The sequence below is a fragment of the Benzoatithermus flavus genome, assembly GCF_037908215.1.
GTDB classification, from domain to species: domain Bacteria; phylum Pseudomonadota; class Alphaproteobacteria; order Geminicoccales; family Geminicoccaceae; genus Benzoatithermus; species Benzoatithermus flavus.
The window spans coordinates 24134-47817 of record NZ_JBBLZC010000034.1; the positions used below are offsets into that span (position 1 = coordinate 24134).

General features: G+C 70.0%; 23 protein-coding genes. 10 read left to right on the forward strand and 13 right to left on the reverse strand.

From position 1 onward, the window contains the following. Positions 1 to 6 precede the first annotated feature (6 nt). From U1T56_RS21795 to U1T56_RS21805, 3 genes are all read left to right on the forward strand, one after another. On the forward strand, positions 7 to 927 hold the full coding sequence (locus U1T56_RS21795; protein ID WP_418161618.1) for a phosphotransferase: 921 nt from the start codon (positions 7 to 9) through the stop codon (positions 925 to 927). Between the two features lie 267 nt (positions 928 to 1194). Continuing rightward, complete coding sequence (locus U1T56_RS21800) at positions 1195 to 1977, forward strand: HpcH/HpaI aldolase family protein (protein WP_418161619.1); 783 nt, start codon at positions 1195 to 1197, stop codon at positions 1975 to 1977. Next, positions 1974 to 3356, forward strand: a complete 1383-nt coding sequence (locus U1T56_RS21805) for an FAD-binding oxidoreductase (RefSeq protein WP_418161620.1) — start codon at positions 1974 to 1976, stop codon at positions 3354 to 3356. The genes U1T56_RS21800 and U1T56_RS21805 overlap by 4 nt, the downstream gene beginning before the upstream one ends. Here U1T56_RS21805 and U1T56_RS21810 read toward each other — a convergent pair. Further along, the gene (locus U1T56_RS21810) at positions 3334 to 4257 is read right to left on the reverse strand and encodes a sugar kinase (protein ID WP_418161621.1); all 924 of its coding nucleotides are present in this window, start codon (positions 4255 to 4257) and stop codon (positions 3334 to 3336) included. The genes U1T56_RS21805 and U1T56_RS21810 overlap by 23 nt on opposite strands. A 130-nt stretch (positions 4258 to 4387) precedes the next feature. Between U1T56_RS21810 and U1T56_RS21815 the strand changes: the two genes are divergently transcribed. The 4 genes from U1T56_RS21815 to U1T56_RS21830 all read left to right on the forward strand — a co-directional run bounded on the left by U1T56_RS21815 (position 4388) and on the right by U1T56_RS21830 (position 7634). Continuing rightward, positions 4388 to 6781, forward strand: a complete 2394-nt coding sequence (locus U1T56_RS21815) for a transketolase (RefSeq protein WP_418161622.1) — start codon at positions 4388 to 4390, stop codon at positions 6779 to 6781. 78 nt (positions 6782 to 6859) lie between these two features. Further along, positions 6860 to 7117, forward strand: coding sequence for a type II toxin-antitoxin system Phd/YefM family antitoxin (locus U1T56_RS21820; RefSeq protein ID WP_418161623.1), 258 nt, complete (start codon positions 6860 to 6862; stop codon positions 7115 to 7117). Then, entirely contained in the window at positions 7114 to 7506 is a 393-nt protein-coding gene (locus U1T56_RS21825; RefSeq protein ID WP_418161624.1) for a type II toxin-antitoxin system VapC family toxin, read from the forward strand. Before U1T56_RS21820 ends, U1T56_RS21825 begins: the two co-directional genes overlap by 4 nt. Then, a complete protein-coding gene (locus U1T56_RS21830) occupies positions 7500 to 7634 on the forward strand; it encodes a hypothetical protein (protein WP_418161625.1) in 135 nt (44 codons plus the stop codon). The genes U1T56_RS21825 and U1T56_RS21830 overlap by 7 nt, the downstream gene beginning before the upstream one ends. 79 nt (positions 7635 to 7713) lie before the next feature. Here U1T56_RS21830 and U1T56_RS21835 read toward each other — a convergent pair whose 3' ends face one another. After that, positions 7714 to 8676: a calcium-binding protein gene (locus tag U1T56_RS21835; protein ID WP_418161626.1), complete on the reverse strand. Its 963-nt coding sequence runs from the start codon at positions 8674 to 8676 to the stop codon at positions 7714 to 7716. Positions 8677 to 8815: 139 nt separating this feature from the next. Beyond that, positions 8816 to 9529 carry a DUF6748 domain-containing protein gene (locus U1T56_RS21840; RefSeq protein WP_418161627.1) on the reverse strand — a complete coding sequence of 238 codons (714 nt, stop codon included), beginning with the start codon at positions 9527 to 9529 and terminating at the stop codon, positions 8816 to 8818. Positions 9530 to 10009: 480 nt separating this feature from the next. Between U1T56_RS21840 and U1T56_RS21845 the strand changes: the two genes are divergently transcribed. The 3 genes from U1T56_RS21845 to U1T56_RS21855 all read left to right on the forward strand — a co-directional run bounded on the left by U1T56_RS21845 (position 10010) and on the right by U1T56_RS21855 (position 13562). Further along, a complete protein-coding gene (locus U1T56_RS21845) occupies positions 10010 to 11659 on the forward strand; it encodes an extracellular solute-binding protein (protein ID WP_418161628.1) in 1650 nt (549 codons plus the stop codon). Positions 11660 to 11761: 102 nt separating this feature from the next. Continuing rightward, the gene (locus U1T56_RS21850) at positions 11762 to 12709 is read left to right on the forward strand and encodes a carbohydrate ABC transporter permease (protein ID WP_418161629.1); all 948 of its coding nucleotides are present in this window, start codon (positions 11762 to 11764) and stop codon (positions 12707 to 12709) included. Further along, a complete protein-coding gene (locus U1T56_RS21855) occupies positions 12702 to 13562 on the forward strand; it encodes a carbohydrate ABC transporter permease (RefSeq protein ID WP_418161630.1) in 861 nt (286 codons plus the stop codon). Before U1T56_RS21850 ends, U1T56_RS21855 begins: the two co-directional genes overlap by 8 nt. 262 nt (positions 13563 to 13824) lie before the next feature. Here the strand turns inward: U1T56_RS21855 and U1T56_RS21860 are convergent, their stop codons facing one another. The 10 genes from U1T56_RS21860 to U1T56_RS21905 form a co-directional block, all read right to left on the reverse strand. Then, the gene (locus tag U1T56_RS21860; RefSeq protein WP_418161631.1) at positions 13825 to 14454 is read right to left on the reverse strand and encodes a 2-dehydro-3-deoxy-6-phosphogalactonate aldolase; all 630 of its coding nucleotides are present in this window, start codon (positions 14452 to 14454) and stop codon (positions 13825 to 13827) included. Then, the gene (locus U1T56_RS21865; protein ID WP_418161632.1) at positions 14451 to 15362 is read right to left on the reverse strand and encodes a 2-dehydro-3-deoxygalactonokinase; all 912 of its coding nucleotides are present in this window, start codon (positions 15360 to 15362) and stop codon (positions 14451 to 14453) included. The genes U1T56_RS21860 and U1T56_RS21865 overlap by 4 nt, the downstream gene beginning before the upstream one ends. An 88-nt stretch (positions 15363 to 15450) precedes the next feature. After that, complete coding sequence (locus U1T56_RS21870; RefSeq protein ID WP_418161633.1) at positions 15451 to 16443, reverse strand: acetamidase/formamidase family protein; 993 nt, start codon at positions 16441 to 16443, stop codon at positions 15451 to 15453. Between the two features lie 14 nt (positions 16444 to 16457). Further along, a complete protein-coding gene (locus tag U1T56_RS21875) occupies positions 16458 to 17165 on the reverse strand; it encodes an ABC transporter ATP-binding protein (RefSeq protein ID WP_418161634.1) in 708 nt (235 codons plus the stop codon). 3 nt (positions 17166 to 17168) lie between these two features. After that, complete coding sequence (locus U1T56_RS21880) at positions 17169 to 17891, reverse strand: ABC transporter ATP-binding protein (protein WP_418161635.1); 723 nt, start codon at positions 17889 to 17891, stop codon at positions 17169 to 17171. 1 nt (position 17892) lies between these two features. Then, a complete protein-coding gene (locus tag U1T56_RS21885) occupies positions 17893 to 18942 on the reverse strand; it encodes a branched-chain amino acid ABC transporter permease (RefSeq protein WP_418161636.1) in 1050 nt (349 codons plus the stop codon). A gap of 3 nt (positions 18943 to 18945) precedes the next feature. Then, complete coding sequence (locus tag U1T56_RS21890) at positions 18946 to 19839, reverse strand: ABC transporter permease subunit (RefSeq protein WP_418161637.1); 894 nt, start codon at positions 19837 to 19839, stop codon at positions 18946 to 18948. Positions 19840 to 19903: 64 nt separating this feature from the next. After that, positions 19904 to 21448, reverse strand: a complete 1545-nt coding sequence (locus U1T56_RS21895; protein WP_418161638.1) for an ABC transporter substrate-binding protein — start codon at positions 21446 to 21448, stop codon at positions 19904 to 19906. A gap of 38 nt (positions 21449 to 21486) precedes the next feature. Next, positions 21487 to 22092 (reverse strand): ANTAR domain-containing response regulator, encoded by a 606-nt coding sequence (locus tag U1T56_RS21900; protein WP_418161639.1) that lies wholly within the window; start codon positions 22090 to 22092, stop codon positions 21487 to 21489. Continuing rightward, positions 22089 to 23249 carry a transporter substrate-binding domain-containing protein gene (locus U1T56_RS21905; RefSeq protein ID WP_418161640.1) on the reverse strand — a complete coding sequence of 387 codons (1161 nt, stop codon included), beginning with the start codon at positions 23247 to 23249 and terminating at the stop codon, positions 22089 to 22091. Before U1T56_RS21905 ends, U1T56_RS21900 begins: the two co-directional genes overlap by 4 nt. Positions 23250 to 23684 lie beyond the last annotated feature (435 nt).

A 23684-nucleotide genomic window follows, 5' to 3' on the forward strand; every position in this document is an offset into this window, starting at 1 on the left:
GCAGCCGTGAGCGAGGAGCAGGCCCGCGCGAGCCTCGCGCGCATTCCCGTCCTGGCCGGGCGCGACCCGGATGCGGCCCGGCTCACCCGAATGGGCGGGCTCACCAACCTCGTCTACAAGGTCGAACTCGCCGGCGAGGCGTTCTGCCTGCGCATCCCGGGTGCCGGCACGGAAGCCTACATCGACCGCAAGGTGGAGGCCGTGAACGCGCGCGCCGCGGCCGCGGCCGGCGTGGCGCCCGAGCTCCTCCACATCGACGAGTCCGGGCTGATGCTGACCCGGTTCGTCGAGGACGCCGTCACCATGTCGCCCGAGCGGTTCCGCGCCGACGCCGGGGCCGTCGCCCGCGCCGGCCGGGCCTTCGCCCGCCTCCACCGCAGCGGCCAGAGCTTCGCCTTCCGCTTCGAGCTGTTCGCCATGATCGACGACTATCTGGCCGTGCTCGAGCGTCTGGGTGCGGAGCTGCCCGAGGGCTACCACGACGTCGTGCGCGAGGCGGGCCCCGTGCGCGAGGCGCTGGCGGCGCATCCGGTCCCGCTCGCACCCTGCCACTGCGATCCCTTGTGCGAGAACTTCCTCGACACGGGCCGGCGCATGTGGATCGTGGACTGGGAATATTCCGGGATGAACGATCCGATGTGGGATCTGGGCGATCTCTCCGTCGAGGGCGGGTTCGACGCGGCCCAGGACGAGACCCTCCTGGAGGCCTATTTCGAGGGGCCGCCGCGCCCGGCCGATCGGGGGCGGATGGTGATCTACAAGGCAATGTGCGATCTGCTCTGGACCTTGTGGGGCCTGATCCAGCACGCGAACCGCAACCCGGCCGACGATTTCTGGGCTTATGCCGCCAACCGCTTCGCGCGCTGCAAGGCGCTGATGCGCGATCCGTCCTTCGCCCGGCACCTGGCCGCGGTTCGCGCCGGCTGAAGCGCTCCCCGGTCGCTATCCCGGCAGGGCTTGCCTTGGGCAAGGCGAGGCTCGACGACGGCGTCCTCGAGTTCCGGCCGAGCCGGCGGTCGGGACATCTCTCTCCTCGAGGGCCGGGGATGATACCGACCTGGCCGGTGCCGCATCATGGCTGCAGCCCGATGAGCGGTCCGCGGCCCGTGCATCGCGGGGCTCGACAAACGCTCCGGCCGGAGGCTACGCCTGCGCGGCGCGGCGCGGCGCCGCGATCGGGGAGGTCCGACGAGCATGTTCCAGGAGAACCGCCTGAAGCGACGCATCGCCAGGGGTGAGCGGGTCTATGGCGCATGGCTGAGTCTCGCGAGCCCGGCCGTGGCCGAGCTCATGGCGGCCGTGGGCTTCGATTTTCTCATCGTCGACCAGGAGCACGGCGCGGGCTCGCTCCAGGATGCCGCCCACATGCTGCGCGCGAGCGCGGCCGTGGGCTGTCCCGCCATCGTCCGCGTGCCCTGGAACGATCAGGTCTATTTGAAGCGCATCCTCGATCTGGGGGCGCAGTCCCTCATGATCCCGATGGTGGAGACCGCCGAGGAGGCCGCGGCCGCCGTCGCCGCCTGCCGCTACCCGCCGCGCGGCCGCCGCGGCTATGCGGCGCCGGCCATGCGCTGCTCCGGCTACGGCACTGCCGAGGGCTACGTCGCAAGGGCGCACGAGGAGCTGTTCCTGATTGTCCAGATCGAGAGCGCTGCCGCGGCGGAACGGGCGGAAGCGATCGCGGCCGTGGACGGGGTCGACATGGTGCTGATCGGGGTCAACGACCTCGCGGGCTCGATCGGCCGGCTCGAGCAGCTCGACCATCCCGAGGTCGATGCGCTCGTGCGCCGGGCCGAGGCCGGCATCCGCGCCGCCGGCAAGCCCCTGGGCACGGTGCCGAGCGCGCGCCGCGACACGGGCGGGCTGTTCCGCGACGGCTACAGCCTCGTCGCCGGCGCCGGCGACAGCGTGCTCTTACGCGAGGCGGCGGGCACGCACCTCGCCGCCATCCGCGCCGTCATGGAGACGGGCCGGTGAAGCCCGTGGTCGAGGCGCTGCTGGCGGCACTCGGTCCCGAGCTGGTGCTCGCCGGGGAAGCGGTTCCGGAACGCAACCGCGCCGACTGGAGCGGCCTGCCGCCGACCCGGCCGCTCGCCGTGGTGCGGCCGCGCGCGACCGAGGAGGTGGCGACCGCCCTGCGCATCTGCCACGCCCACGGGCAGGCTGTCGTGCCGCAGGGCGGGCTCACCGGGCTCTGCGGCGGGGCGCGCGCCGGTGCGGGCGAGGTGGCGCTCTCGCTCGAGCGCATGGCGGGCATCGAGGCGATCGACCCCGCCACCGCCACCATGACCGTCATGGCCGGCACGCCGCTCGAGCGGGTGCAAGCTGCGGCGGAGGCGGCGGGCTTCTTCTGCCCGCTCGATCTGGGTGCCCGCGGCTCCTGCGCCATCGGCGGCAACATCGCGACCAACGCCGGCGGCAACCGGGTGATCCGCTACGGCATGACCCGCGAGATGGTGCTGGGCCTCGAGGTGGTGCTGGCCGACGGCACGGTGGTGACGAGCCTGAACCGGCTCATCAAGAACAATGCCGGCTACGACTTGAAGCACCTCTTCATCGGCAGCGAGGGGACGCTGGGTGTGGTCACCCGCGCCGTGCTGCGCCTGCAGCCCAGGCCGCGCTGCGTGCACGCCGCCTTGTGCGCGCTCGCGAGCTTCGCGGCGGTCCTGGGCCTGCTCCAGGGGGCGCGCGCCCGGCTCGGGCCCATGCTCTCGGCGTTCGAGGTGATGTGGGGCGACTATTACCGCTTCGTCACCGGCCGGATGCCGCATGTCCGCGCGCCGCTCGACCGGGACCACGCGCTCTACGTCCTGGTCGAGGCGCAGGGCACGGACGAGGCCGCGGACGGACAGCGCTTCGAGGCCTGGCTCGAGGCCATGCTGGAGGAAGGCCTGCTCGCGGACGCAGCGCTCGCCCGCTCGCTCGGCGACGTCAAGGCGTTCTGGAGCTTGCGCGACGCCGCGGGCGAGTTCCGGCAGGTGCTGGGGCCGCATTTCAGCTTCGACGTCGGCCTGCCGACGGGTGCGATGGGGGACTACGTCGCGGCCTGCCGCGAGCGGCTTCTGACCGAGCTTCCCGGCATCACGGCGCTCTTCTACGGCCATATCGGCGACGGCAACCTGCACATCGTCGCCGCCGTCGCGGGGGCCGACCCGCAGCCCAAGGAGGCGATCGAGCGCGCGGTCTACGAACCCGTCGCGGCGCGCGGCGGCACGGTCTCGGCCGAGCACGGCATCGGCACCACGAAGAAGCGCTGGCTGCCTTACGCCCGGAGCCCCGAGGAGCTGGCGCTGATGCGCACGCTGAAGGCAGCGCTCGATCCCAAGGGCATCCTCAATCCGGGGAAGGTGCTGTGAGGTCCGAGGGCATCGCCTCTCTCGGGATGATGGCGCCGCGGTGGCGGACCACGGCACCCGCCAGGCGGTGCCCGGCCGCGGCGGCGGCCGCGGGCGCGGCGCCGCGCAAGCGGGCGGCGAGGTAGGCGGCGGCGAAGCTGTCGCCGGCGGCGGTGGTGTCGACCACGTCCGCCACGGGCCCGGCGCGCACGATCCGCTCTTCCGGCCGGCCGGCGGGCACGGCGCAGGCGGGCTCGGCGAGCTTCAGGACGATCTCGGCCCGCCCGGCGTGGGCCATGAGGGCAGGGGGGCGGTCCGCGCCGAACAGGAGCCGCATGTCCTCGGTCGAGGCGAGGACGAAGTCGGCGCTCGCGAGCGCCGCCGCGAACGCGGCCTGCGCCGTGGCGGGATCGGGCCAGCCGCGCGGGCGGAAGTTGGTGTCGAAGGCGATCCGCACTCCGTGCGCTCTGGCCCGCTCCAGCGCCTCGTGCAGGCGCGCGCGGCCCACGGGACCATAGAGCGAGAGGCTGATGCCGGAGAGATAGAGGAGATCGTAGCCCAGGAGCGCCTCGGCGAGCGCCCCCGTCTCCGGCCGGTCGAACAGCTCGCGCGCCGGTGCGGTGTCGCGCCAGTAGGAGAAGCGCCGCTCGCCACGTGCATCGGTCTGGATGACGTAGAGGCCGGGAAGGCGGCCGGGGATGCGCAAGACCCGGTCCGTGCCCACACCCTCGCCCCGCCAGCCGGCCAGCATCTCCTCGCTCCAGGAATCGTCGCCCAAGGCCGTCACGTAGTCGACCGGCACGCCGAGCCGTGCCAGGTAGACCGCGGTGTTGAGCGTGTCACCGCCGTAGCCGCGCGTGAACAGCCCGTCCGGCAGCTCCCGGAACTCGATCATGCACTCGCCGATGCACGCGACCCGCATCGTCCGCCTCCTCCTTGCCGTCTTCGCTGATGCCGCGTCCGTGCGGCCTTGTCGAGCACGGGCGGGTGGATCGCGCCCGCTCGCCTGCTAGGATGCGGCACCATCGTTCCTGCCCTCGGGGACCGCCACGATGCCAGACGCCCGCCTCGCCTGCCTTGCCGAGCTCGAGAAGAAGATCCTGTGGCTCTCGTCCTGGACGATCCACCACGCCAACCACGTGCGCGAGAACCGGGACGGGCTCAAGGTGGGCGGACACCAGGCCTCCTCGGCCTCGCTCGCCACCATCATGACCGCCCTCTATCTCGCCGTGCTGCGCCCCCAAGACCGCGTGGCGGTGAAGCCGCACAGCTCGCCCGTGTTCCATGCGATCCAGTATCTCCTCGGCAACCAGACCAGGGAGAAGCTCGTGAACTTCCGCGGCTGGAAGGGGGCGCAGAGCTATCCCTCGCGCACCAAGGACGTGGACGACGTCGATTTCTCGACGGGTTCGGTGGGCTTGGGCGTGGCGCAGACCCTCTTCGCCTCGCTGGTGCAGGACTACGTCAAGGCCAAGGGCTGGGCGAAGGACTGGCCGGAGGGCCGGATGGTGGCCCTGATCGGCGACGCCGAGATGGACGAGGGCAACATCTTCGAGGCCCTCCTAGAGGGCTGGAAGCACGGACTCCGGAACTGCTGGTGGATCATCGACTACAACCGCCAGAGCCTCGATGCCGTGATCCGCGAAGGCCTGTGGCAGCGGTTCGAATCGATCTTCCGCAACTTCGGCTGGGAGGTCGTGATCCTGAAATACGGCTCGCTTCTGGAAAAGGCGTTCAAGGAGCCCGGCGGCGAGGCCTTGCGGCGCTGGATCGACCACTGCCCGAACCAGCTCTACGCCGCGCTCTGCTACCAGGGCGGGGCCGCCTGGCGCAAGCGCCTCATGGACGAGATCGGCGACCAGGGCGAGGTCACCGCCCTCCTGGAGCGGCGCTCGGACGCGGAGCTCGCCCGGCTCATGACCAACCTCGCCGGGCACGACCTGCCGACCCTGCTGGAAGCGTTCGAGGGTATCCGCCACGACCGGCCGGTCTGCTTCATCGCCTACACCATCAAGGGCTACGGCCTGCCGTTCCAGGGGCACAAAGACAACCATGCCGGGCTGATGACGCCGGCGCAGATGGAGGCCTTGCGCGAGTCGATGGGTATCCGCCCCGGCCACGAGTGGGACCGGTTCGAGGGACTGTCGCTCCCGGCGGCCGAGCTCGAGGCGTTTCTGAAAAGCGTGCCGTTCGCCCGGAAAGGCCGCCGGCGGCTCGCGGCGGCGCGGGTCGAGGTGCCGGAGAGCCTGCCGTTCCGGCCGGCGGCCGAGATGTCGACGCAGCAGGGCTTCGGCCTGATCCTGAGCGAGCTCGCCGGCACGCGCACGTCGCTCGCCGAGCGGGTCGTCACCACCTCGCCCGACGTCACCGTCTCGACCAATCTCGGCGGCTGGGTCAACCGGCGGAAGCTGTTCGCGCGCGAGGAGATGGCCGACATCTTCAAGCACGAGCGCATCCCCTCGCCGTTCCATTGGGAGTTCTCGCCCAAGGGCCAGCATCTCGAGCTCGGCATCGCCGAGATGAACCTGTTCGTCCTGCTCTCGGCCTTGGGCCTCAGCCATTCTCTTTTCGGCGAGCGGCTCCTGCCCATCGGCACGCTCTACGATCCCTTCATCGAGCGCGGCCTCGATGCCTTGAACTATGCCTGCTACCAGGACGCCCGCTTCGTCGTGGTGGCGACCCCTTCGGGGGTCACGCTCGCCCCCGAGGGCGGGGCGCACCAGTCGATCGCCACCCCCTTGATCGGCATGGCGCAGGACGGGCTCGCCGCGTTCGAGCCCGCCTTCGTCGACGAGCTCGCCGTGATCCTGCGCTGGGCGTTCGACTATCTCCAGCGCGACGGCGAGGGCGATCCGGACGAGCGCACCTGGCTCAGGGACCAGACCGGCGGCTCGGTTTACTTGCGCCTTTCCACCCGCATCATCGAGCAGCCGCAGCGGGCGATGACCGAGGATCTCGCGCGCGACATCATCGACGGCGCCTACTGGCTGCGCCGCCCCGGCCCCAACGCCGACACGGTGATCGCGTACACGGGGGCGGTGGCACCCGAGGCGATCGAGGCCGTGGGCCTGATCGCCGAGGACCGGCGCGACGTGGGGCTCCTCGCCGTGACCTCGGCCGACCGGCTCAATGCCGGCTGGCAGGCGGCCGAGCGCGCGCGCCAGCGCGGCCAGCGGAACGCGATGAGCCACATCGAGCGGCTGCTCGCCCCCTTGCCGCGCGACTGCGGCCTCGTCACCGTGCTCGACGGGCATCCGGCGACGCTCGCCTGGCTCGGCGGCGTCCACGGGCACCGGGTCAAGGCGCTGGGGGTCGAGCATTTCGGCCAGACCGGCGCGATCCAGGACCTTTACCGGCATCACGGCATCGACGCGAACGCCATCGTCCACGCGGCGCAGTCGGCCTCGCGCGGCCGGCCGATCCGGTACCTGCGGGCGCTGCCGTGAGAGGTGGGAGGAGGCTGTCGGGGTTGATCTAGCCAAGAATATGACCTAGTCTCTTTCTTGACCATGAAAGAGGCGGACATGCGCCGTGTGAACGTTTACGAGGCCAAGACCACTCTCTCGGCGCTGCTCCAGGCGGTGGAGCAGGGCGAGGAGGTGGTGATCACCAACCGCAACGTGCCGGTGGCGCGACTGGTGCCGTACGAGCGGCCGCGTGAGCGCCCGATGTTCGGCTCGGCCAGAGCCGCCATGGAGCGCGCCGGCCTGACCGACGCGGACGTCGCGGCGGCGCTGGCGCCGATGGGCGAGGAGGAGCTGGCGGGCTGGGGGCTCGCTTGAGCCGTTATCTCGCCGACGCCTGTGCTCTGATCGGCTTCTATACCGCCGCCCCCGGCTTCCCGTCGAGCCTGCGCTCGTTGCTCGAGAATGACACGGGCAGAGTTGCCGTGGCGGCGACCACGGTCTGGGAGATCGCGATCAAGACCCGGCTCGGCAAGCTGCCCGACATCGTAGCGCCGGGCTGGCCCACGCTCACCGACATGCTCTCGGGCCAGGGCTACGTGCTTCTGCCATTCGATCCGGCTACCGCCGAGCAGGCGACGCGGCTGCCGCCGCTCCACGCCGATCCGTTCGATCGGGCGCTGGTCGCCGTGGCGCAGCGCACCGGGCGCATGGTGCTCACTGCCGATCCGCTGATCGGACGCTACGGCGTGCCGGTCCGTTGGTAGGGCCCAAGGCTCGGCGGGAGCGGGCACGCTGGATCGTGCAGGACCATGTCGGCAGCGCCGGCTTCGAGAGCGCTGTGCCGTCGGCACTCGTGCCGCTCGACGAGCTCTACCGCGACGTCGCGGTGTGACGGGCCGGGAGCGCCGCGGCGCGACCTGCATCGGCGCACGCCCGAGCCGCTTTCCGCGCGAGGGCTTTCGGCGCGGCTTCTACAGCAGGAAATCCCCGGCATGGAGACCCGTGACGTGCGCCACGGTCACGATCTGCGTGCCGGCAGGCTCGCCGGCGGCGGCCGACACGTCGACGACGGTGTCGCCGCCCGAGGTGCCGATGAACGGCGCGAGCCGGCCGAAATTCTGGATCCGGCAGAAGCCCGCGAGGTCGATGCGGTCGTCCCCTCGGGTGAAATCGGTGATGGTGTCCCGATCCGCATCGGGACCGATGACGAAGCTGTCGGCGCCAGGGCCGCCGGTCAGGATGTCGTCACCGGGGCCGCCCACCAATATGTCGGATCCGGCGTTCCCGCAGAGGCGATCCGCGCCGTCGCCGCCCGAGATCGTGTCGTCGCCGCCGCCACCGGTCAGGACGTCGTCGCCGAGACCGCCGCTCAGCCGGTCGTCGCCCGTGCCGCCCCGCGCGGTCAGGGGACCGTTGGCCGCGGTGCCGTCGAGCGTGTCGTTCCCGTCGCCACCGTCGAAGGTCAGCCGGTCGGGGCCGATCACCTCGACCTGGCCGCCCAGGACGGGAATCGACCGGGTGCCGAACACCGCCTCGACCACGAGCCGGTCGGCGCCGCCCCGGCCGTCGATCACGAGCTGCTCCACCTCGGACAGCGATGCGCCACCGAACGACCCATCGTCCCGGAAGACGAACGTGCCGGGGTCGTCGAACGCGATGCCGGTCGAGACCAGCAGCCGGTCGGCGGCGGCCGTGCCCTCGAGCCGCAAGGTATCCGTGCCCGGCCCGCCGATGAAGCCGACGTCCTCAATCCCGCCCACCATCCGGTCGGCACCGGGGCCGCCGTCCAGCCGGTCGTGCCCCGGCCCGCCGACGAGCAGGTCCGGGCCGCCGCGGCCGACGAGCTGGTCGTCGCCGCCGCGTCCGAAGATCCGGTCGGCGGCGGCGGTGCCGCGCAGGAACTCATCGTCAGCGGTGCCGCTGATCGTCGTCATGCTCGCCTCTCGCTCGCATCGTCGCCTGGAGTGTCCGCGGGCGGGAAACGGGGCCGGCGAGCTTCGTGGCGGACGATGCCGTGCGGTCGCCGTCCTTCCGGCACAAGTGGTCGGGTGGCGGGATCGCCCGCATCCCGGCCTACGGCGTCAGCGGCAGAAAGAACTGGCTCGCCACCATGGCGACACCGTTGCCGGCCGGGCCCGCGTGTGCGACCGGGACGTTCCTGCCCGTCGCGATCAGCCCGTCCTTCCTCGACAGCGCGGCGTAGCCCGCTTCCCGATCCGTGCGCCCGGCAGCCACACCGTCGAGGTCGACCCCCGAGACGAGGCGCGTGTCCGGCGTGTTCAGGACGCGCGCCTCGATCGAGAAGCAGGGGGCGGCGATGCAGCGGATCCCGACGTCGCGCAGGCCGAACCAGGTCCCGGTCGCCGGCGCACGGCCGGCCGCCCGCCAGGCCTGGCGCGCCACCAGCACCCCGAGCTGCCCGAAGCCGGGGAACCGCTCGCTCCGCAGCTCGCCGCGCACGAGGGCGATCGGGCCAGCACCTGCGGCCGACGCCGAGCCACGATCGATCCTGGCCACGTAGCACTCGGGCCTCGACGTGCCGTCGGCGCAGGCCGTCGCAGCGCGGTTGACGAGGGCGACCCAGTAGCCGCCGCACAAAGGCGACACGCAGCGGCGCAGGTCGGGCCGGACACGGTAGAACTTGCCCGGGAGCGCGGGCTGCGCGATTCCGTCGGGATTCCCGGCCCGCGCCTCCGGGGCGGCGCGGACCGCCTGGATCAGGCCGCAGGCCGCGATCGCCACGCAGAGCAGTCCCAACCGCCGGTGCCTCGCCATCGCGTGACGCATGGCGCGTTTCCTCTGGCTCGTCCGGCCCGGTCTGCTCCCGGCCGCACCTTCCGTTCAGCATGACATGCAGTACGAAGGTACGAAAGGATCCATCCGGAGAGGCAGGGGGCTCAAAAGTTGGGCTGCATCCGCCGTCCACGCCGGCAGGTGCCCCAAACTTCCGGACGGCGCGCACGCGGCGGCGCAGCGGTCGATGCGGCGCTGGAGCCGCGAGAACCCCGAGCGGATGTGGCGGCTCCGGCCCTTCGGCGGCACGGTCGCGGCGACGGGGCGCTGCGGCGGGCATGGAAGAGCGCAGCCGGCCCGGCCGGTCGTCCGGACCGGCTGCGAGGTCGCTCCATCTCTCGATGCAAATATGCCAGCAGCAGTTGTTCTCTGCTTGCCAAGCGTCGCGATAGACGCTCCAATCATTTCATCATCGTACGCATGGCACGGCGAGGGAACGACCGTGCCGGCAGGCGGGATCAGGGAGGTGTTCGCATGGGCAAGCTTTTTGCGTTGCTCGGCAGTGCTGCGTTCGTGGCGCTCGTGGCCGGCGGGGCCGTGGCCCAGGACAGCCGGGTCGAGTGGCGCGACGACGGGACCGTGGCGCTGCACATGGGGCCCGAGTACGACAACCAGGTCATCGTCGTGAAGCAGTCCGATCTCGGCTCCGAGTTCGGCCCCGGCAAGAAGCCGTTCGAGGGCGTGAAGATCGCCGTCACCGTCAACGGTGCCGGCCCCAAGGGCGGCATCTCGGGGCCGCTCTACAGCTTCCGGCCGATCTGGGAGGAGCTCTCGGGCGGCAAGGTCGACATCGTCGAGCTGCCGTTCGCCGAGCACTACACCAAGATGATGCTCGATCTCCGCAACGGCACCGGCCAGTACGACGCCTTCATGGTAGGTGCGTTCTGGTACGGCGACATCGTGCCGGCGGGCTACGCCTACCAGATCGACGATCTCATGGCGTCGGGCAAGTACCCGAAATGGTCCTACGACGTCATGCCGCCGTCCTTGAAGAAGCTGCATCAGTGGGAAGGCAAGTCCTACGGCATCCTGAACGATGCCGACGGCCAGGTGCTCTACTACCGCAAGAGCGTCCTCGAGAACCCGGAGCACAAGGCGGCGTTCAAGCAGCAGTTCGGCTACGACCTGCCCTCGCCGCCCACGACCTGGCAGCAGCTTCTCGACATATCGAGATATTTCAACGGCAAGAACTGGGACAGCAACGACCCCGATCCGGACAGCGGCACCGTGCTCCATCTCAAGGTGGGCGAGCAGGGGCACTATCACTTCCAGTCCATGTCGGCCTCGTTCGTCATCAATCCGGGCGACAAGGTCACCCGGACCGAGAACGTCTACTGGTTCGATCCCACCGACATGAAGCCCTTGATCAACAGCCCCGGCCACGTCAAGGCGCTCGAGTTCCTGCAGGAGCTCCACAAGACGGGCCCGGCGGCGCAGGTCGGCTGGTCCCTGGGCGAGGCATGGGACTATTTCCTGCGCGGCAAGGCGGTGTTCGTCTATAGCTGGGGCGACGTGGGGGCGCTCTGCCAGGACAAGTCGCGCTCGAAGATCCAGGGCGACTGCGCCGCGGCGGTGATCCCGTCCTCCGACGAATATTGGAGCTTCAAGGACCAGAAGTGGGTAAAGCTCGACAAGCCCAGGCTCGTCGGCAACACCACGGGCGGCTCCTGGCACGGGGTGATCTCGAACTTCTCGGCCAATCCCGAGGCGGCCTACTCCTTCCTCTCGCTCATGGCGATGCCGCCGGTGAGCAAGATGATGGCGATGTACGGCTGGGACGGCGTCGATCCCGGCTACAGCTACCAGTTCCTGAAGGAGGACGGCGGCACGGCGACGGTCGACGAGTACGTCAAGGCGGGCTGGAACCCGGACGACGCGCGGTCCTACACCCACGCCTACAAGGAGACGTTCTACGCGCCCACCACCCTGACCTACCTGCGCATTCCCGGCACGTTCGAATATTGGGACATCCTCGACAAGAACCTCTCGGCCGCCATGTCGGGCTCGAAGAGTGCCAAGCAGGCGCTCGACGACACCGCCACGGCCTGGGAGGCGGTCACGGACCGGATCGGCCGGGACAAGCAGCTCAAGGACTACCGGGCCGCGATCGGCTACGGCCAGTGATCGCGCCGGCCCCCGGCGGGCCGGGGCCGATGCTCAGCCGGCGTTCATGGTACCCGGTACCATGAACGCCTTCGGCCGCACCTCCCAACGGCGGAACCTCGGATGCGCTGGAAAAGCCGAATCCGTTTCCTCTTCCTCCTGCCGGCGGTGATCTGGGTGCTGGCGCTCACGATCTTCCCGCTCGGCTATTCGCTCTATCTCGCCTTCTACAAGGTCGAGCAGAAGGTGGAGGTGAAGCGCGTCCAGGAGCCGGTGCTGGATGCGGGCGGGAAGCCCGTGCTCGATTCGCAAGGGCGGCCGCGGATGAAGAACGTCGTGATCAAGGAGCCGGTCACGACCTCGACCTTCGTGGGCCTCGACAACTTCGCGCGGCTTCTCGAGGACCCGCAGGTGCGCGAAGCGGTGCGGGTGACGCTCGTCTTCGTGCTGGTCGCCGTGCCCCTGCAGCTCACGCTGGGCTTTCTCCTCGCACTCCTGTTCAACCGGCACATCATGGGGCGCAGCGTGCTCCGCACCATGATGATCCTGCCGATCTTCGCCACACCCTTGGCGGCGGGCTACGTCTTCTTCACGATCTTCTACGAGGCCGGCGGACCGCTCTCCTGGACCGGCATACCCTGGCTCTCGAGCCCGCGCTGGGCGCTGTTCTCGGTGGCGTTGGTCGATACCTGGCAGTGGACGCCGTTCTGCTTCCTCGTCTTCCTCGCCGCGCTGCAGGGCATCCCGGACGATCTCTACGAGGCGGCGCGGATCGACGGCGCTTCGGGCTTCGATCTTCTGTTCCGGGTGCTGCTGCCGCTCATGGTGCCGACCATCACGATCGTGCTCCTGATCCGGCTCGCCGAGGCCCTGAAGCTGTTCGACATCCCCTTCGCGCTCACCGGCGGCGGCCCCGGCGTCGCGACCCAGCCCTATTCCATGCTGGCCTTCCGGACGGGCCTGCGCTTCTTCGACGTCGGCTACGCCTCGGCCATGGCCTACGGGCTGCTCGCCGTCGTCATGGTGATCATCACGCTGTTCTTCCGCCGGATGAGGGAAACTTATGCCTAGACCCCGGCGTCCGCTGACGGCGAGCTTCGCCGACTCGATCGCCTTCCTCGCGGCGGTGACGGTAGCACTCGTCTTCGTGTTTCCGATCTACTGGGCGTTCTCGCAATCCTTGCGCAACCCGATCGATACCTTCACGGTGGCGGGCTTCGGCATCCCGTGGGTCAACTTCCAGCCGACGCTCGACAACTGGATCGACCAGATCGGCACACCCGAGACCTTCCGCGCCCTTGCCAACAGCACGATCGTCTCGGTCTCGGCCTCGCTCCTGGCGCTCCTGCTCGGCACGCCCGCAGCCTACGCCATCGCGCGCTTCCGCTTCGAGCGCTGGCCGAACCGGGACATCGCGATCTGGTTCCTCTCGCAGCGCGTGCTGCCGCCGGTCGCGACCGTGATCCCGTTCTACCTCGTCATGCGCACGCTGGGCCTGCTCGATACGCGCCTCGCCCTCGTCCTGATCGACGCCACCTTCGTCCTGCCGTTCGTCGTCGTCATCCTGCGTCAGGCCTTCCTCGATCTTCCGGTCGAGCTCGAGGAGGCGGCACTCGTCGACGGCGCTTCGCACTGGGGGGCGTTCTGGCGGATCGCGCTGCCGCTCGCCGCTCCGACCATGGCCGCGACCGGGCTCATCATCTTCGCCTTCTCCTGGAACGAGTTCCTGTTCGCGGTGGCGCTCGCGAGCCAGAACGCGCTCACCGTGCCGGTCCACATCGCGGGTGCCATCGACACGCGCGGCGTGCAGTTCTGGTTCATGGGGGTGCGGGCGATGACCGCCATGATCCCGCCGGTGGTGATAGCACTCCTCGCCCAGCGCTACATCGTGCGCGGGCTGACGCTGGGGGCGGTGAAGGGATAGCGCTCGGACACACCCGACCCGATCCTTTCCCCCCTCTCCGGGGAGAGAGCGGGGCGTGGCTTCCTTCACCATGCCGATGCTGGCGTGAAGGACGGGACCGCTGGTTCTGTCCACGCCATCGCCTCACCACCGTCGCGATCCGTTCACGCCACCCGATGCCACGAACGAATCGGCGGCCTTTGCCGAGCCGACCGAGACCGAAGGAAGCTTCGATGGTAGGACGCCCGCCGCGGACGATGCTGCTCCCCGGCCGCGCCCGGCCTCAGCCCGGATAGAGCCGCCAGGCCTGCACGAACGCGGCCGCGCGGCTTCGCACCGCCGCGACCGACATCCCGGCCTTGTAGAGCGCCGCGCCCAGCCCGAAGCCCGCGGCACCCGCCTCGCGGTAGGCGGTCATGGTGGTGGGCTCGATCCCGCCGACCGGCAGGATGGGGACGTCCTTCGGCAGCACCGCCCGCCACGCTCTGATCACCGCGGGCGGCAGGCCTTCGGCCGGAAAGGCCTTGAGCGCGTCGGCACCGGCCGCGAGCGCCGCGAACGCCTCGCTCGGCGTCGCCACGCCGGGCAGGCACCACAGGCCCTTGCCCTTGGCTGCCCGGATCACGGCCGGGTCCATGTTCGGTGCCACCACGAGCTTCGCCCCGGTGGCGGCCACGGCCTCGGCTTCCGTCGGGCTCAGCACCGTCCCGGCACCGATCACGGCGCGATCGTTGAAGCGTGCAGCGAGCCGGCGGATGCTCGTCAACGGCTCGGGCGAGTTCAGCGGCACCTCGATCAGCCGGAAGCCCTCTTCGAGCAGCGCTTGCGCCACCGCCTCCACCTCCTCCGGCCGCACGCCGCGCAGGATCGCGACCAACGGCAGCTCGCGCAGCGCGTCGGCGAGGCTCGTCATCGCACGTCTCCCCGCTGCCTCGCCAGCGCGAGGCAGCCCCGGAACGCTTCGTCGCCCGGTGCCGCCACGAAGCCCACGTTCAGGACCTGACCGGCGGCGTGGTAGAGCCGCTGCAGCCGCGCGTCGCCGACCACCGGCACCTCGGCCGGCACGGTGCCGGCCAGCCCGAGCCCGCCCGCGATCTCGGCGCCGATCAAAAGCCCCGAGAGATAGGACGCCACCCCGGTCTCGGGCAGAAGGCCCATGAGCGGCAGCGTGCGGGCGCTGAACAGCGCATGGCCGAGCGCCGGCTCCTCCGCACCCCGCCGCACGCCGCGGGCGAACGCGGCCGCGTCCTCCGCCTCGCCCCGCATCAGCCGGCCGAGGATGGTGTGGCCCTTCAAGGCCGCGTAGAGTTCGCCGGTCATGAAGGTGTGGAACGCCACGATGCGCCCCCGGGCGACGCGCACCCACTTGGAATGGGTGCCGGGGAGCACGACGAGCCCGTCGCGCGCAGCGTCGGCGACACCCAGCACCTGCACCTCCTCGCCGCGCATCACGTCGGGAACGCCGGCCGCGTCGGTCCGGCTCAGCCCCGGCACGAAGGAGAGCGCGAGCCCGTCCGCCGCGTGCCGGACCACGGCCGCCGCCACCTCGGCGAGCCCGGCGGGGCAGGGGACGTAAGGGACCTCGACCCAGCCCTGCCGGCTGCCGATCATGCCGCTGGCATAGAGCGGCAGGCCGGGCCAGCGCTCGAGCCAGCTGCCGAGCTCGGACCGCACGACGGCGGCGAAGGCGCGATCTTCCACCTGCAGGATGCCGGCCGCCGCCGTGCGCCGGTCGAGGATCGCACCCGTCCCGTCCAGGAGCGCCGCCCGGAACGAGGTCGTCCCCCAATCGATCGCGATCAGCGCAGGCGTGCCGGGCATGGCGTGGCTCGTCCGGATGGTTGGGCTCGAGACCGTCCTATCGCGAACCGCTCGGGCCGGCTACGGGCTTCCCGGCGCCTGCTGCCGCTCAGGCGAGATAGCGCTTCGGGATCGAGGCGCCCAGCGTGTATTTCGGGTCGACCATGTTGCCGAGCCGCACCCGGCCGGCCTGGGTCAGGAAGAAATAGGCCTCGTACTTGTCCCAGCCGTAATCCTCGACGAGCCAGCGCACGAGCTCGCGATAGGCGATGCGGGCGGCGTCCTCCATCGGCCGGGTGCTGCCGATGGTCATAATGAACCGCTCGTTCTCGAGCCTGGGCCAGGCGATCGGCCAGTTCTTGATCAGGTCGACCTGGATGGTCGTGGTCGATGCCATCTCGACCGCGACACCGCACAATTCGCCGTCGCCCTGGGTGGCGTGGCAGTCGCCGAGATAGAGATAGGCCTCCTTGTGGTGGACCGGAAAATAGACGATGGCACCCGGCGCCACGTCCGGCAGGTCCATGTTGCCGCCGTAATAGTCGGGCTGGAGCGAGGTGATGGCCTCGATCTCGGGGCTGACGCCGAGCGTGCCGATGAAGGGCTCGTAGGGGAGCGTGATCTTGCTGTTGAACCTGATGCCCTCCTCCGTCACCTCCATCTTCTTGACCCGCTCGGGCAGAGGCTCGTTGAGGAGCGCCGTGTTGGTCGTGGCGACGAGACCGCCGAACTCCGGGATCAGCGCCGTCGTGCCGATCGGCTGCGGCCCCCTCGGCTTGATCGAGCGGATGTGGACCGCGAGCACGTCGCCCTTCTCGGCGCCTTCCACCGCGATCGGCCCGCATTGCGGGTTGAGGAAAGGCATGTGCAGGAGCTTCGTCGGCTGGTCGCTCTCGCTCTTGAGGGCGCCCTCGAACGCGTCCTTGGTCTCGGCGACGACGATGTCGCCGGGCTTGATCTTGAGCACGGGCTCGGCGTAGGGCCCGTAGACATAGTGGTACTTGCCCTGCTTCGCCTCGGTGAGCTCGTGGGTGGCACCCGCCTTGCCCCTGGCGACGCCTTTGCGCGCCATGTAGCTCGTCTCGAGCCAGCCTGCATCCATCTCTCGTCTCCCTGTCAGACGGCGAGGAACCCGGCGACGCGCTCAGTATCGAGAAGCGTGCCGCGGTCGACCGTCGCCACCACGCGGCCCTTGTCCATGACGTAGGCGCGCTGTGCCACGGTCTGCATGAGGTCGATGTTCTGCTCGACGATCAGAACGCCGATCGGCTTCTTTCTGACCAGCTCGACGATGAAGGCGCCGATCTCCTGCACGATCGAGGGCTGCACGCCGTCGGAGGGCTCGTCCAGGAGGAGGAGGTCGGGGCCGTTGACGAGGGCGCGCGCGATCGCGAGCATCTCCTGCTGCCCGCCCGAGAGCGTGCCGGCGCGCTGGTTGCGGCGTTCGCGCAGGAACGGGAAGTAGCCGTAGACCTCGTCGAGCGCGAACGTGCCGCGGCCGGCGTTCACGAACCGGCCCATGCGCAGATTGTCGAGGACGGACATGTGCGGGAAGACCTCGCGGCCCTGCGGCACGTAGCCGATGCCGGCGCGGGCGCGGCGGTCGGCGCTGCTTGCGGTCACGTCCTCGCCCTTGAAGCGGATCGTGCCGCTGCGCGCCGGGAGCAAACCGATCACGGCGCGCATGAGCGTGCTCTTGCCGACACCGTTGCGGCCGAGCACGCCCACGACCTCGCCGGGGCCGACCCGGACGGCGACGCCCTGCAGCACGTCGCCGGTGGCGTAGCCGGCGCGCAAGTTTTCGACCGTGAGGATGGCGTCCATGGCTCAGGCCCGCCCGAGATAGATCTTGCGCACGTCTTCGTGCGCGGTGATGTCGGCGACGCTGCCTTCCGCGAAGACCCGGCCCTGGTGCAGGACGGTGACGCTTTGGGCCACCTCGCGGACGAAGGCGATGTCGTGCTCGACCACGACGATGGTGAGGCCCGCCCGGTTGAGGTGCTGCAGCACGCGCGCGGTCTGCATGGTCTCCTCGGGCGACATGCCGGCGGTGGGCTCGTCGAGCAGCAGGATGTCGGGGCCGGCGGCGAGCACCATCGCGATCTCGAGCCACTGGAGCCGGTGATGCGGCAGCTCGCGCGCCGGCAGCTCGCTTCCGGGGTCGAGCCCGAACAGCTCGAGCGCGTAGCGGAAGCGCTCCTCGGCATCCTTGGGCGCATCGGCGCGGGCGATGCGTAGCGGCGTTTCCAGGTTCTGCCGGACGGAAAGGTCGTGGTAGGCGCGGTTGGTCTGGAAGGTGAGGCCCAGGCCCAGCCGCACGCGGCGAAAGGCGGGGAGGGTGGTGACGTCCTTGCCCTTGAGGCGGATCGTGCCGGCATCGGGGCGGTAGATGCCGCACAAGAGCGCGAACAGGGTCGATTTGCCGGCCCCGTTCGGGCCGATGATGCAGCGCAGCTCGCCCTCGGCCACGGCGAGATCGACCCGGTCGGTCGCGACGACGCCGCCGAAGCGCTTGGCCAGCGACCGGGTGGCGAGGATGGGCACGGTCATGTCAGCGGCCCGCCAGTGCCGTGGTGAAGGTGGCGCGCCAGCCGTGGCGCGGCAGGTCGCGGGCGAGGGTGACGATGATGCCCTTGGGGAAGAACAGCATCACCAGCACGAGCAGGCCGCCGATGATGACGAGCGCGTACTGGTTGCCGGCCGAGGAGAGGGTGTAGTTGAGCCAGTTGAGGGCGTAGGTGGAGAGGGCGGTCGCGATCAGGCTGTCGCGGCCGCCGACCGCGACCCAGATCACCGGCAGCGAGGCCTGGAGCAGGCCCACCTGCGAGGGCGTGATGTAGTTGCCCCACTGGACGTAGAGCAGGCCCGAGATGCCGGCGAGGACCGCGGCCAGCACGAAGACGGCGAGCTGGCGCGCGCGGATGTCGTAGCCCAGGAGCTCGGTGCGGAGCGCGTCCTCGCGGATCGCGAGCATCACCTTGCCGTGCCGCGAGCCGACGAGCATCCGGCAGAGGACGAAGCAGACGAGGACGACGACGAGCACGTAGTAGTAGAGCGGGTAGCCGAAGAAGACGAGCTCGCCGAGCTGGAAGGACGGGATGCCGGTCATGCCGTTGTAGCCGCCGAGCTGGACCGTGCCGACCCGCCACTGATAGCCCGCGGTCTGGCCGAGGAAGGTCTCGAGCAGCAGCGTGAAGACGAGGGTGAGGATGGGGGCGATCCACATCTGCACCCGGGCGTAGAACACGAACCAGCCGAAGATCGCGGCGACGACGGCGCAGGCGAGAAGCCCGCCGAGCGAGCCCGCGAGCGGTCCCCAGGGGTTGCCCGTCATGTTGCCGGCGATGATGCCGTAGAGGTAGCCGGCGATGCCGAAATAGGCGACCTGGCCGAAGCTCAGGACCCCGGAGTAGCCCCAGAGCAGGCACAGGCCCAAGGCCAGGGGGATGTTGAGGAGATAGTAGGCGACGTTCGTGGCCTCGAACTCGGTGATCAGGTTCGGGTACCAGAACAGGAAGCCGATCAGGAGGACGAAGCCCAGCCAGAACCAGGGCGACTGGCCGATGTCCTCGGGGCCGGTGAAGAGCCGATGCAGCTTCATGGGTCAGGCGAGCCTCGTGCGCCGGTCGTGCCAGCGCTGCAGGTAGGCGGAAATGCCGTCGGGCATCAGGCGGATGATGACGAGGGCCGCGAACAGGAGGGCGACGAGGCCGAGGAAGGCGCCGAAGAGGAAGCCCACGGGCGTGCGCACGAGGGAAAGGAGCAGGCTCGAGCCCACGGCACCGGCGATGACGTTGGTGGCCCCGCCGACGACCACGGTGATGAAGGCGGGGGCCACGAACTGCTGGCCCATGAAGGGGGCGATCGAGGTGGTGGGGGCGAGCAGCGCCCCGCTGAGGCCGGCGAGGCCCGCCCCCAGGCTGAAGGTCAGCATGTAGATGCGCTCGGTGTCGACACCGAGCGCTCTTGCCATCGCCGCGTTCTGCATGGTGGCGCGGGCCTCGAGGCCGAAGGTGGTGCGGTTGTAGAGCCACCAGAGCAGCACGACGACGGCGGCCGCGACCGCGATCATGACGAGCCAGTAGACCGAGAAGGAATACTGGCCGAGCGAGACCGAGCCGCCCGGGATCTGGATCGCCGGCATGAAGGGGCCGAGCAGGATGAGGGTACCCTGCGCCAGGATCAGGCTGAGGCCCCAGGTGACCACCAGCGCCCCGAGCTCGCGGCCGTAGAAGCGGCGCACGATCAGCCGCTCGAGCACGGCGCCGAACAGGCCGACCACGACGAAGGCGAGCAGCACGGCGAGCGGGAAGGGTATCCCGCGCTGGACCGCCATGGTAGCGGTATAAGCACCCATCATCATGAGCTCGCCGTGGGCGAGGTTGATGATGTTCATCATGCCCAGGATGACGATCAGCCCGAGCGCACAGAGCAGCAGGAACGCCGCATTGGTGCCGAGCTGGTAGAGCACGCTCGCCAGGAGCGCCAAGCCGTCCATCCGCCTGTCCCATCCCCGATGCATCCCCGAGGCCGATGCTGCGGCCTCGGGGACGGAAAGCGCCTCAGGCCTTCTTGCTGTTGCCGAACATCTTGAAGTACGGATCCTCGTCCGGCGTGTACTGCTTGTACTCCGGATTGCGGACGAGGTTGACGCCGAGCCGCTGCAGCCACCAGGCCTGGATCATCGGCCAGTCGCGCACGAAGCGGACATTGTGGTTCTCGTCGCACACCGCCATGCGGATCGGGTGCGCGCAGTGGTGTGTGCCGGGCTCGAGGAACACGCTGCCTTCGGGGGCCTCGATGTTCCAGCCCAGTTCCAGCGCCTTCTTCACCGTCTGCTGGTCGGTGGTGCCGGCGAGGCGTGCGGCCTTTGCGTACATGTGGATGGTGAAGTAGGTGTTCTGCGCCATCTCGCCGATATACTGGTCGTCCGGGAACATCGCCATCCAGCGCTTGACGAAGGCGCGGTTCCTGGCCGTCGGCACCTCGAGCTGGTACTGGATGGCGTTGTGCATGTTGGCGAGGGACGGGGGCGCGAAGCGCTTGTGCTCGTAGCCCTGCGCCATGTTGACGGTGGAGGCCATCGGGAACCTGAGGCCGGCGGCCGCGGCCTGCGGGTAATAATTGTGGTGGTTCTGGCCGACGAGGAGCGTCATCACCCAGTCGGGCTTCGCCTGCTGGATGCGCTGGATCACCTGGCTGAACTCGGAGACCGAGAGCGGGATGAACTCCTCGCCGATGATCTGGCCGCCGACCAGCGGGATGAAGGCGCGGGTCCAGGCGGCGGTGAGCTGGCCGAAATTGTAGTCGGCGGCGATCGTGTAGCAGCGCGGGCCGAACTTCTCGACCATGTACTGCACGGTCGGGATCACCTGCTGCTCGCACACCGGCCCGGTGCAGAAGGTGTTGGCATCCGCCACACCGCCTTCGTACTGGTTGGTGTAGAAGTAGAGCTGCTTGAACTGGTCGACGATCGGCCGGATCGCCTCGCGCTCGGCGGACGCGAAGCCCGCCACCAGCACGTCGACCTTGTCCTGCTGGATCATGCGGCGGGCGAGCTGCTGCCAGATCGCGTTGTTGCTCTGGCCGTCGGCCGCGACGAGCGAGAGCTCGCGGCCCATGATCCCGCTGTCGCCGGAATCGATCAGGATCTCGTCGTCCTCGTCGAAGACGAGATCGGTACGGCCCTTCGCCCCGCCGTCGCTGACCACGTCGAGCGCCGTGCCCTCCTTGCTGATCACGGGCGGGTCCTTCGCGACCTGGCCCATGACGCCCATCATGCCCGCACCGATGTTGGGCGCACCCTTGAGCGTCTTGCCCTCGTTGATCTCCTTCACGGCGAGCTGGGCCGCGTGCAGCTTCTGGATGCCGTAGACGGCGAGGTTGCCGCTCGTGTCCTCGATGAAGCCGAGCTTCACCGGCGAGGAGCCCGCCGCCTTCGCCGCACTCGTGAAGCGGAAGCCGCGAAGATAGGTGGCGCCGAACCCGGCGATGCCGACGGCCGTGGCCCCCTTCAGCACGGTGCGGCGGTCGGCGCCGGGCGCCGCCGCCTCGGCCGCAGCGGCGGCGCCCGTCCCGCCCACGTTCCCATCCTGCCTGTCGCTCATGGCTCTCTCCCTGCTCCTTCGTGTCTGGCCGTCCGGCATCATGCCTCGCGTGCCGCCGCCGAAGACCCGGGCGGTCCGGCGGCGAGGACCCGGACGGCGAGCTCCTCCACCGTGAGCCGCTGGCGCATGCTTTCCTTGCGCAAGCGCCGGTAGGCCTGCTCGTCGTCGATGCCGTGGCGTTCCATCAGCCGCAGCACCGCCTTGATGACGAAGCGGCGCGCCCCGTGCCGCGCCTCGAGCGCGCGCAGGCTCGCCGCCAGCTCCTGCCGGCGGCGATGCTCGTTGATCGCGAAGAAGAGGGCGGTATAGACCCCGTTCGCCCGCACCGGCTTGTGCAGCACGGCGCAGGGCAGATGGTCGAAGGCGCGTTGCAGCCGGCTCGGCGTCTCGAGGCCGATCACGGCGACGAGCGGCACGGGCGCGGTTCCCGGCAGCCAGGGCAGAAGCTCGCCCTCGCCGGCGTCGGCATCGAACAGGACGAGCCCCGCGCCGTCCGCCGTCTCGCCCCCGAGCGGCGCTTCCACCGGCACGGCCTCGAGCCCGAGCTTTCCGAGCGTATCGAGCAGGACGGCGCGGTTGCGGTCGGGGCCGAGCGCCACGAGCGCGCGCATGCCGCGGAAGTTCTGGACGAGGCGCCGGCTCATCGGACGAGCCTCAGGCTGCGCGGGCGCATGGCGGGCCGCATGTCGTGCCAGACGAGATAGGGATCGGGCTTCACCGGGCGCTTCGCCTCGTAGATCACGTCGAAGCCGCCGGCCGCGTTCGAGATGCCGATCCGGGGCGTGAGATAGCTGTGCCGGTTGTCGGGATCGATGCGGACCTCGCCCTGCGGCGCCATCATCGCGATCTCGGGCAGGGCCGCGCGCACGGCGTCGATGTCGGCGCGGCCGGCGCACCGGATCGCGCGGGCGAGGAGGTGGACGGCGAGATAGGAGGATTCGACGTCGGCCGAGGTCGGGCCGGCGTCCGGGAACGCGGCGCGATAGGCGGCGACGAACGCCCGGTTCACCGGATTGTCGATGCTCTCGAAGTAGACGCTCGAGCTGATGTGTCCCGCGCAGGCTTCGGGTCCGATCTCGATCAGCTCGGGCTCGGCGAGGCTGCAGCTCGCGACCGGGATCGCGCTCGCCTGATCGATGCCGCATGCCGCTGCGGCCGCGCGGAAGCGGCGGAAGAAGGCATAGGCCGAGGTGCCGATCAGCGTGTTGAAGACGAAGTCGGGCCTTGCCTCCAGGATCTGGGCGATCACGGCGTCGAGGTCGGTCTCGCCGACGGCGAAGTAGCGCTCGGCCAGGATGGTGCCGCCGGCGCCGAGCACGGCCTCGCGCATGATCCGGTTGTTCTCCCAGGCCCAGATATAGTTCGAGCCCAGGCACCAGGCGCGCCGACCGCGCGTGCGCAGGAGGTGCTCGACCAGCGGCACGATGTGCTGGTTCGGCGCTGCACCCGTGTAGACCACGTTCTCGCTGCTCTCGAAGCCCTCGTAGTGCGAGGGGTACCAGAGCAGCGCGTCGTGCTTCTCGAACAGCGGCAGCACCTCCTTGCGGCTCGAGGAGGTGTAGCAGCCGACCACGTGGGCGAGGCCGGCATCGGCCAGCATGGCGCGGGCGGCCTCGGCATAGGCCGCATTGCGTCCGCCCGGGTCGATGGCGAGCGGCTCGAGCCGGAACGGGAAGGCGGGGTCGGCGGTGATCTCGGCGAGCGCCAGGCAGGCGCCATTCATCATGGCGCGCCCGATCGTGGCGTAAGGGCCGCTGGTCGAGAACAGGAGCCCGATCCGGATGACGTCCGGCGCCGTCACGCGTGCTCTCCTCCCCGAGGAGCCAGCGCGACAAGGCCCGCCGGCCTGTTGCCGCGGGCTCCGTTGCCGTCAGGTTCTGTCCTGGACTCGATCGATCGTGGCGGCGCGCGAGGCGTCGCCGGAGCATCGTTGCTCGACCTCGACCTTACGCGCTCCGCGCAGGCCGTCAAGCCTCGGCGCGCGGGTGCCGTTCCTTGCCGCTGGCAATGGCGGGGCAGCCAAGGTCCCGTCAGATCGACGATCCGGCTGGCAAATTGTCATAATTTCCCTTATCGAAGATTGCGCGCGCCTGCCACGTCTGAAAACACGCGCCGCCGCCCGGCTCATGCGGGCGGCGCGGCGAGCGGCCCGAAGATGCCGCGGCAGCCCGCTCATGGGCTGCCGCGCCCGGTTTCTCCCGGTGCCGGGCTCAGGCCATGTACTGGCCGCCGTTGG

Excerpts from the sequence above, each read along its gene's own strand:
- U1T56_RS21855 (WP_418161630.1), top strand. The coding sequence starts at position 12,702 with ATGCCTAGACCCCGGCGTCCGCTGACGGCGAGCTTCGCCGACTCGATC.
- U1T56_RS21845 (WP_418161628.1), top strand. The coding sequence starts at position 10,010 with ATGGGCAAGCTTTTTGCGTTGCTCGGCAGTGCTGCGTTCGTGGCGCTC.
- U1T56_RS21895 (WP_418161638.1), bottom strand. The coding sequence starts at position 21,448 with ATGAGCGACAGGCAGGATGGGAACGTGGGCGGGACGGGCGCCGCCGCT.
- U1T56_RS21860 (WP_418161631.1), bottom strand. The coding sequence starts at position 14,454 with ATGACGAGCCTCGCCGACGCGCTGCGCGAGCTGCCGTTGGTCGCGATC.
- U1T56_RS21890 (WP_418161637.1), bottom strand. The coding sequence starts at position 19,839 with ATGGACGGCTTGGCGCTCCTGGCGAGCGTGCTCTACCAGCTCGGCACC.
- U1T56_RS21840 (WP_418161627.1), bottom strand. The coding sequence starts at position 9,529 with ATGCGTCACGCGATGGCGAGGCACCGGCGGTTGGGACTGCTCTGCGTG.
- U1T56_RS21880 (WP_418161635.1), bottom strand. The coding sequence starts at position 17,891 with ATGACCGTGCCCATCCTCGCCACCCGGTCGCTGGCCAAGCGCTTCGGC.
- U1T56_RS21815 (WP_418161622.1), top strand. The coding sequence starts at position 4,388 with ATGCCAGACGCCCGCCTCGCCTGCCTTGCCGAGCTCGAGAAGAAGATC.
- U1T56_RS21820 (WP_418161623.1), top strand. The coding sequence starts at position 6,860 with ATGCGCCGTGTGAACGTTTACGAGGCCAAGACCACTCTCTCGGCGCTG.
- U1T56_RS21800 (WP_418161619.1), top strand. The coding sequence starts at position 1,195 with ATGTTCCAGGAGAACCGCCTGAAGCGACGCATCGCCAGGGGTGAGCGG.
- U1T56_RS21865 (WP_418161632.1), bottom strand. The coding sequence starts at position 15,362 with ATGCCCGGCACGCCTGCGCTGATCGCGATCGATTGGGGGACGACCTCG.
- U1T56_RS21885 (WP_418161636.1), bottom strand. The coding sequence starts at position 18,942 with ATGAAGCTGCATCGGCTCTTCACCGGCCCCGAGGACATCGGCCAGTCG.
- U1T56_RS21835 (WP_418161626.1), bottom strand. The coding sequence starts at position 8,676 with ATGACGACGATCAGCGGCACCGCTGACGATGAGTTCCTGCGCGGCACC.
- U1T56_RS21850 (WP_418161629.1), top strand. The coding sequence starts at position 11,762 with ATGCGCTGGAAAAGCCGAATCCGTTTCCTCTTCCTCCTGCCGGCGGTG.
- U1T56_RS21900 (WP_418161639.1), bottom strand. The coding sequence starts at position 22,092 with ATGAGCCGGCGCCTCGTCCAGAACTTCCGCGGCATGCGCGCGCTCGTG.
- U1T56_RS21870 (WP_418161633.1), bottom strand. The coding sequence starts at position 16,443 with ATGGATGCAGGCTGGCTCGAGACGAGCTACATGGCGCGCAAAGGCGTC.
- U1T56_RS21875 (WP_418161634.1), bottom strand. The coding sequence starts at position 17,165 with ATGGACGCCATCCTCACGGTCGAAAACTTGCGCGCCGGCTACGCCACC.
- U1T56_RS21810 (WP_418161621.1), bottom strand. The coding sequence starts at position 4,257 with ATGCGGGTCGCGTGCATCGGCGAGTGCATGATCGAGTTCCGGGAGCTG.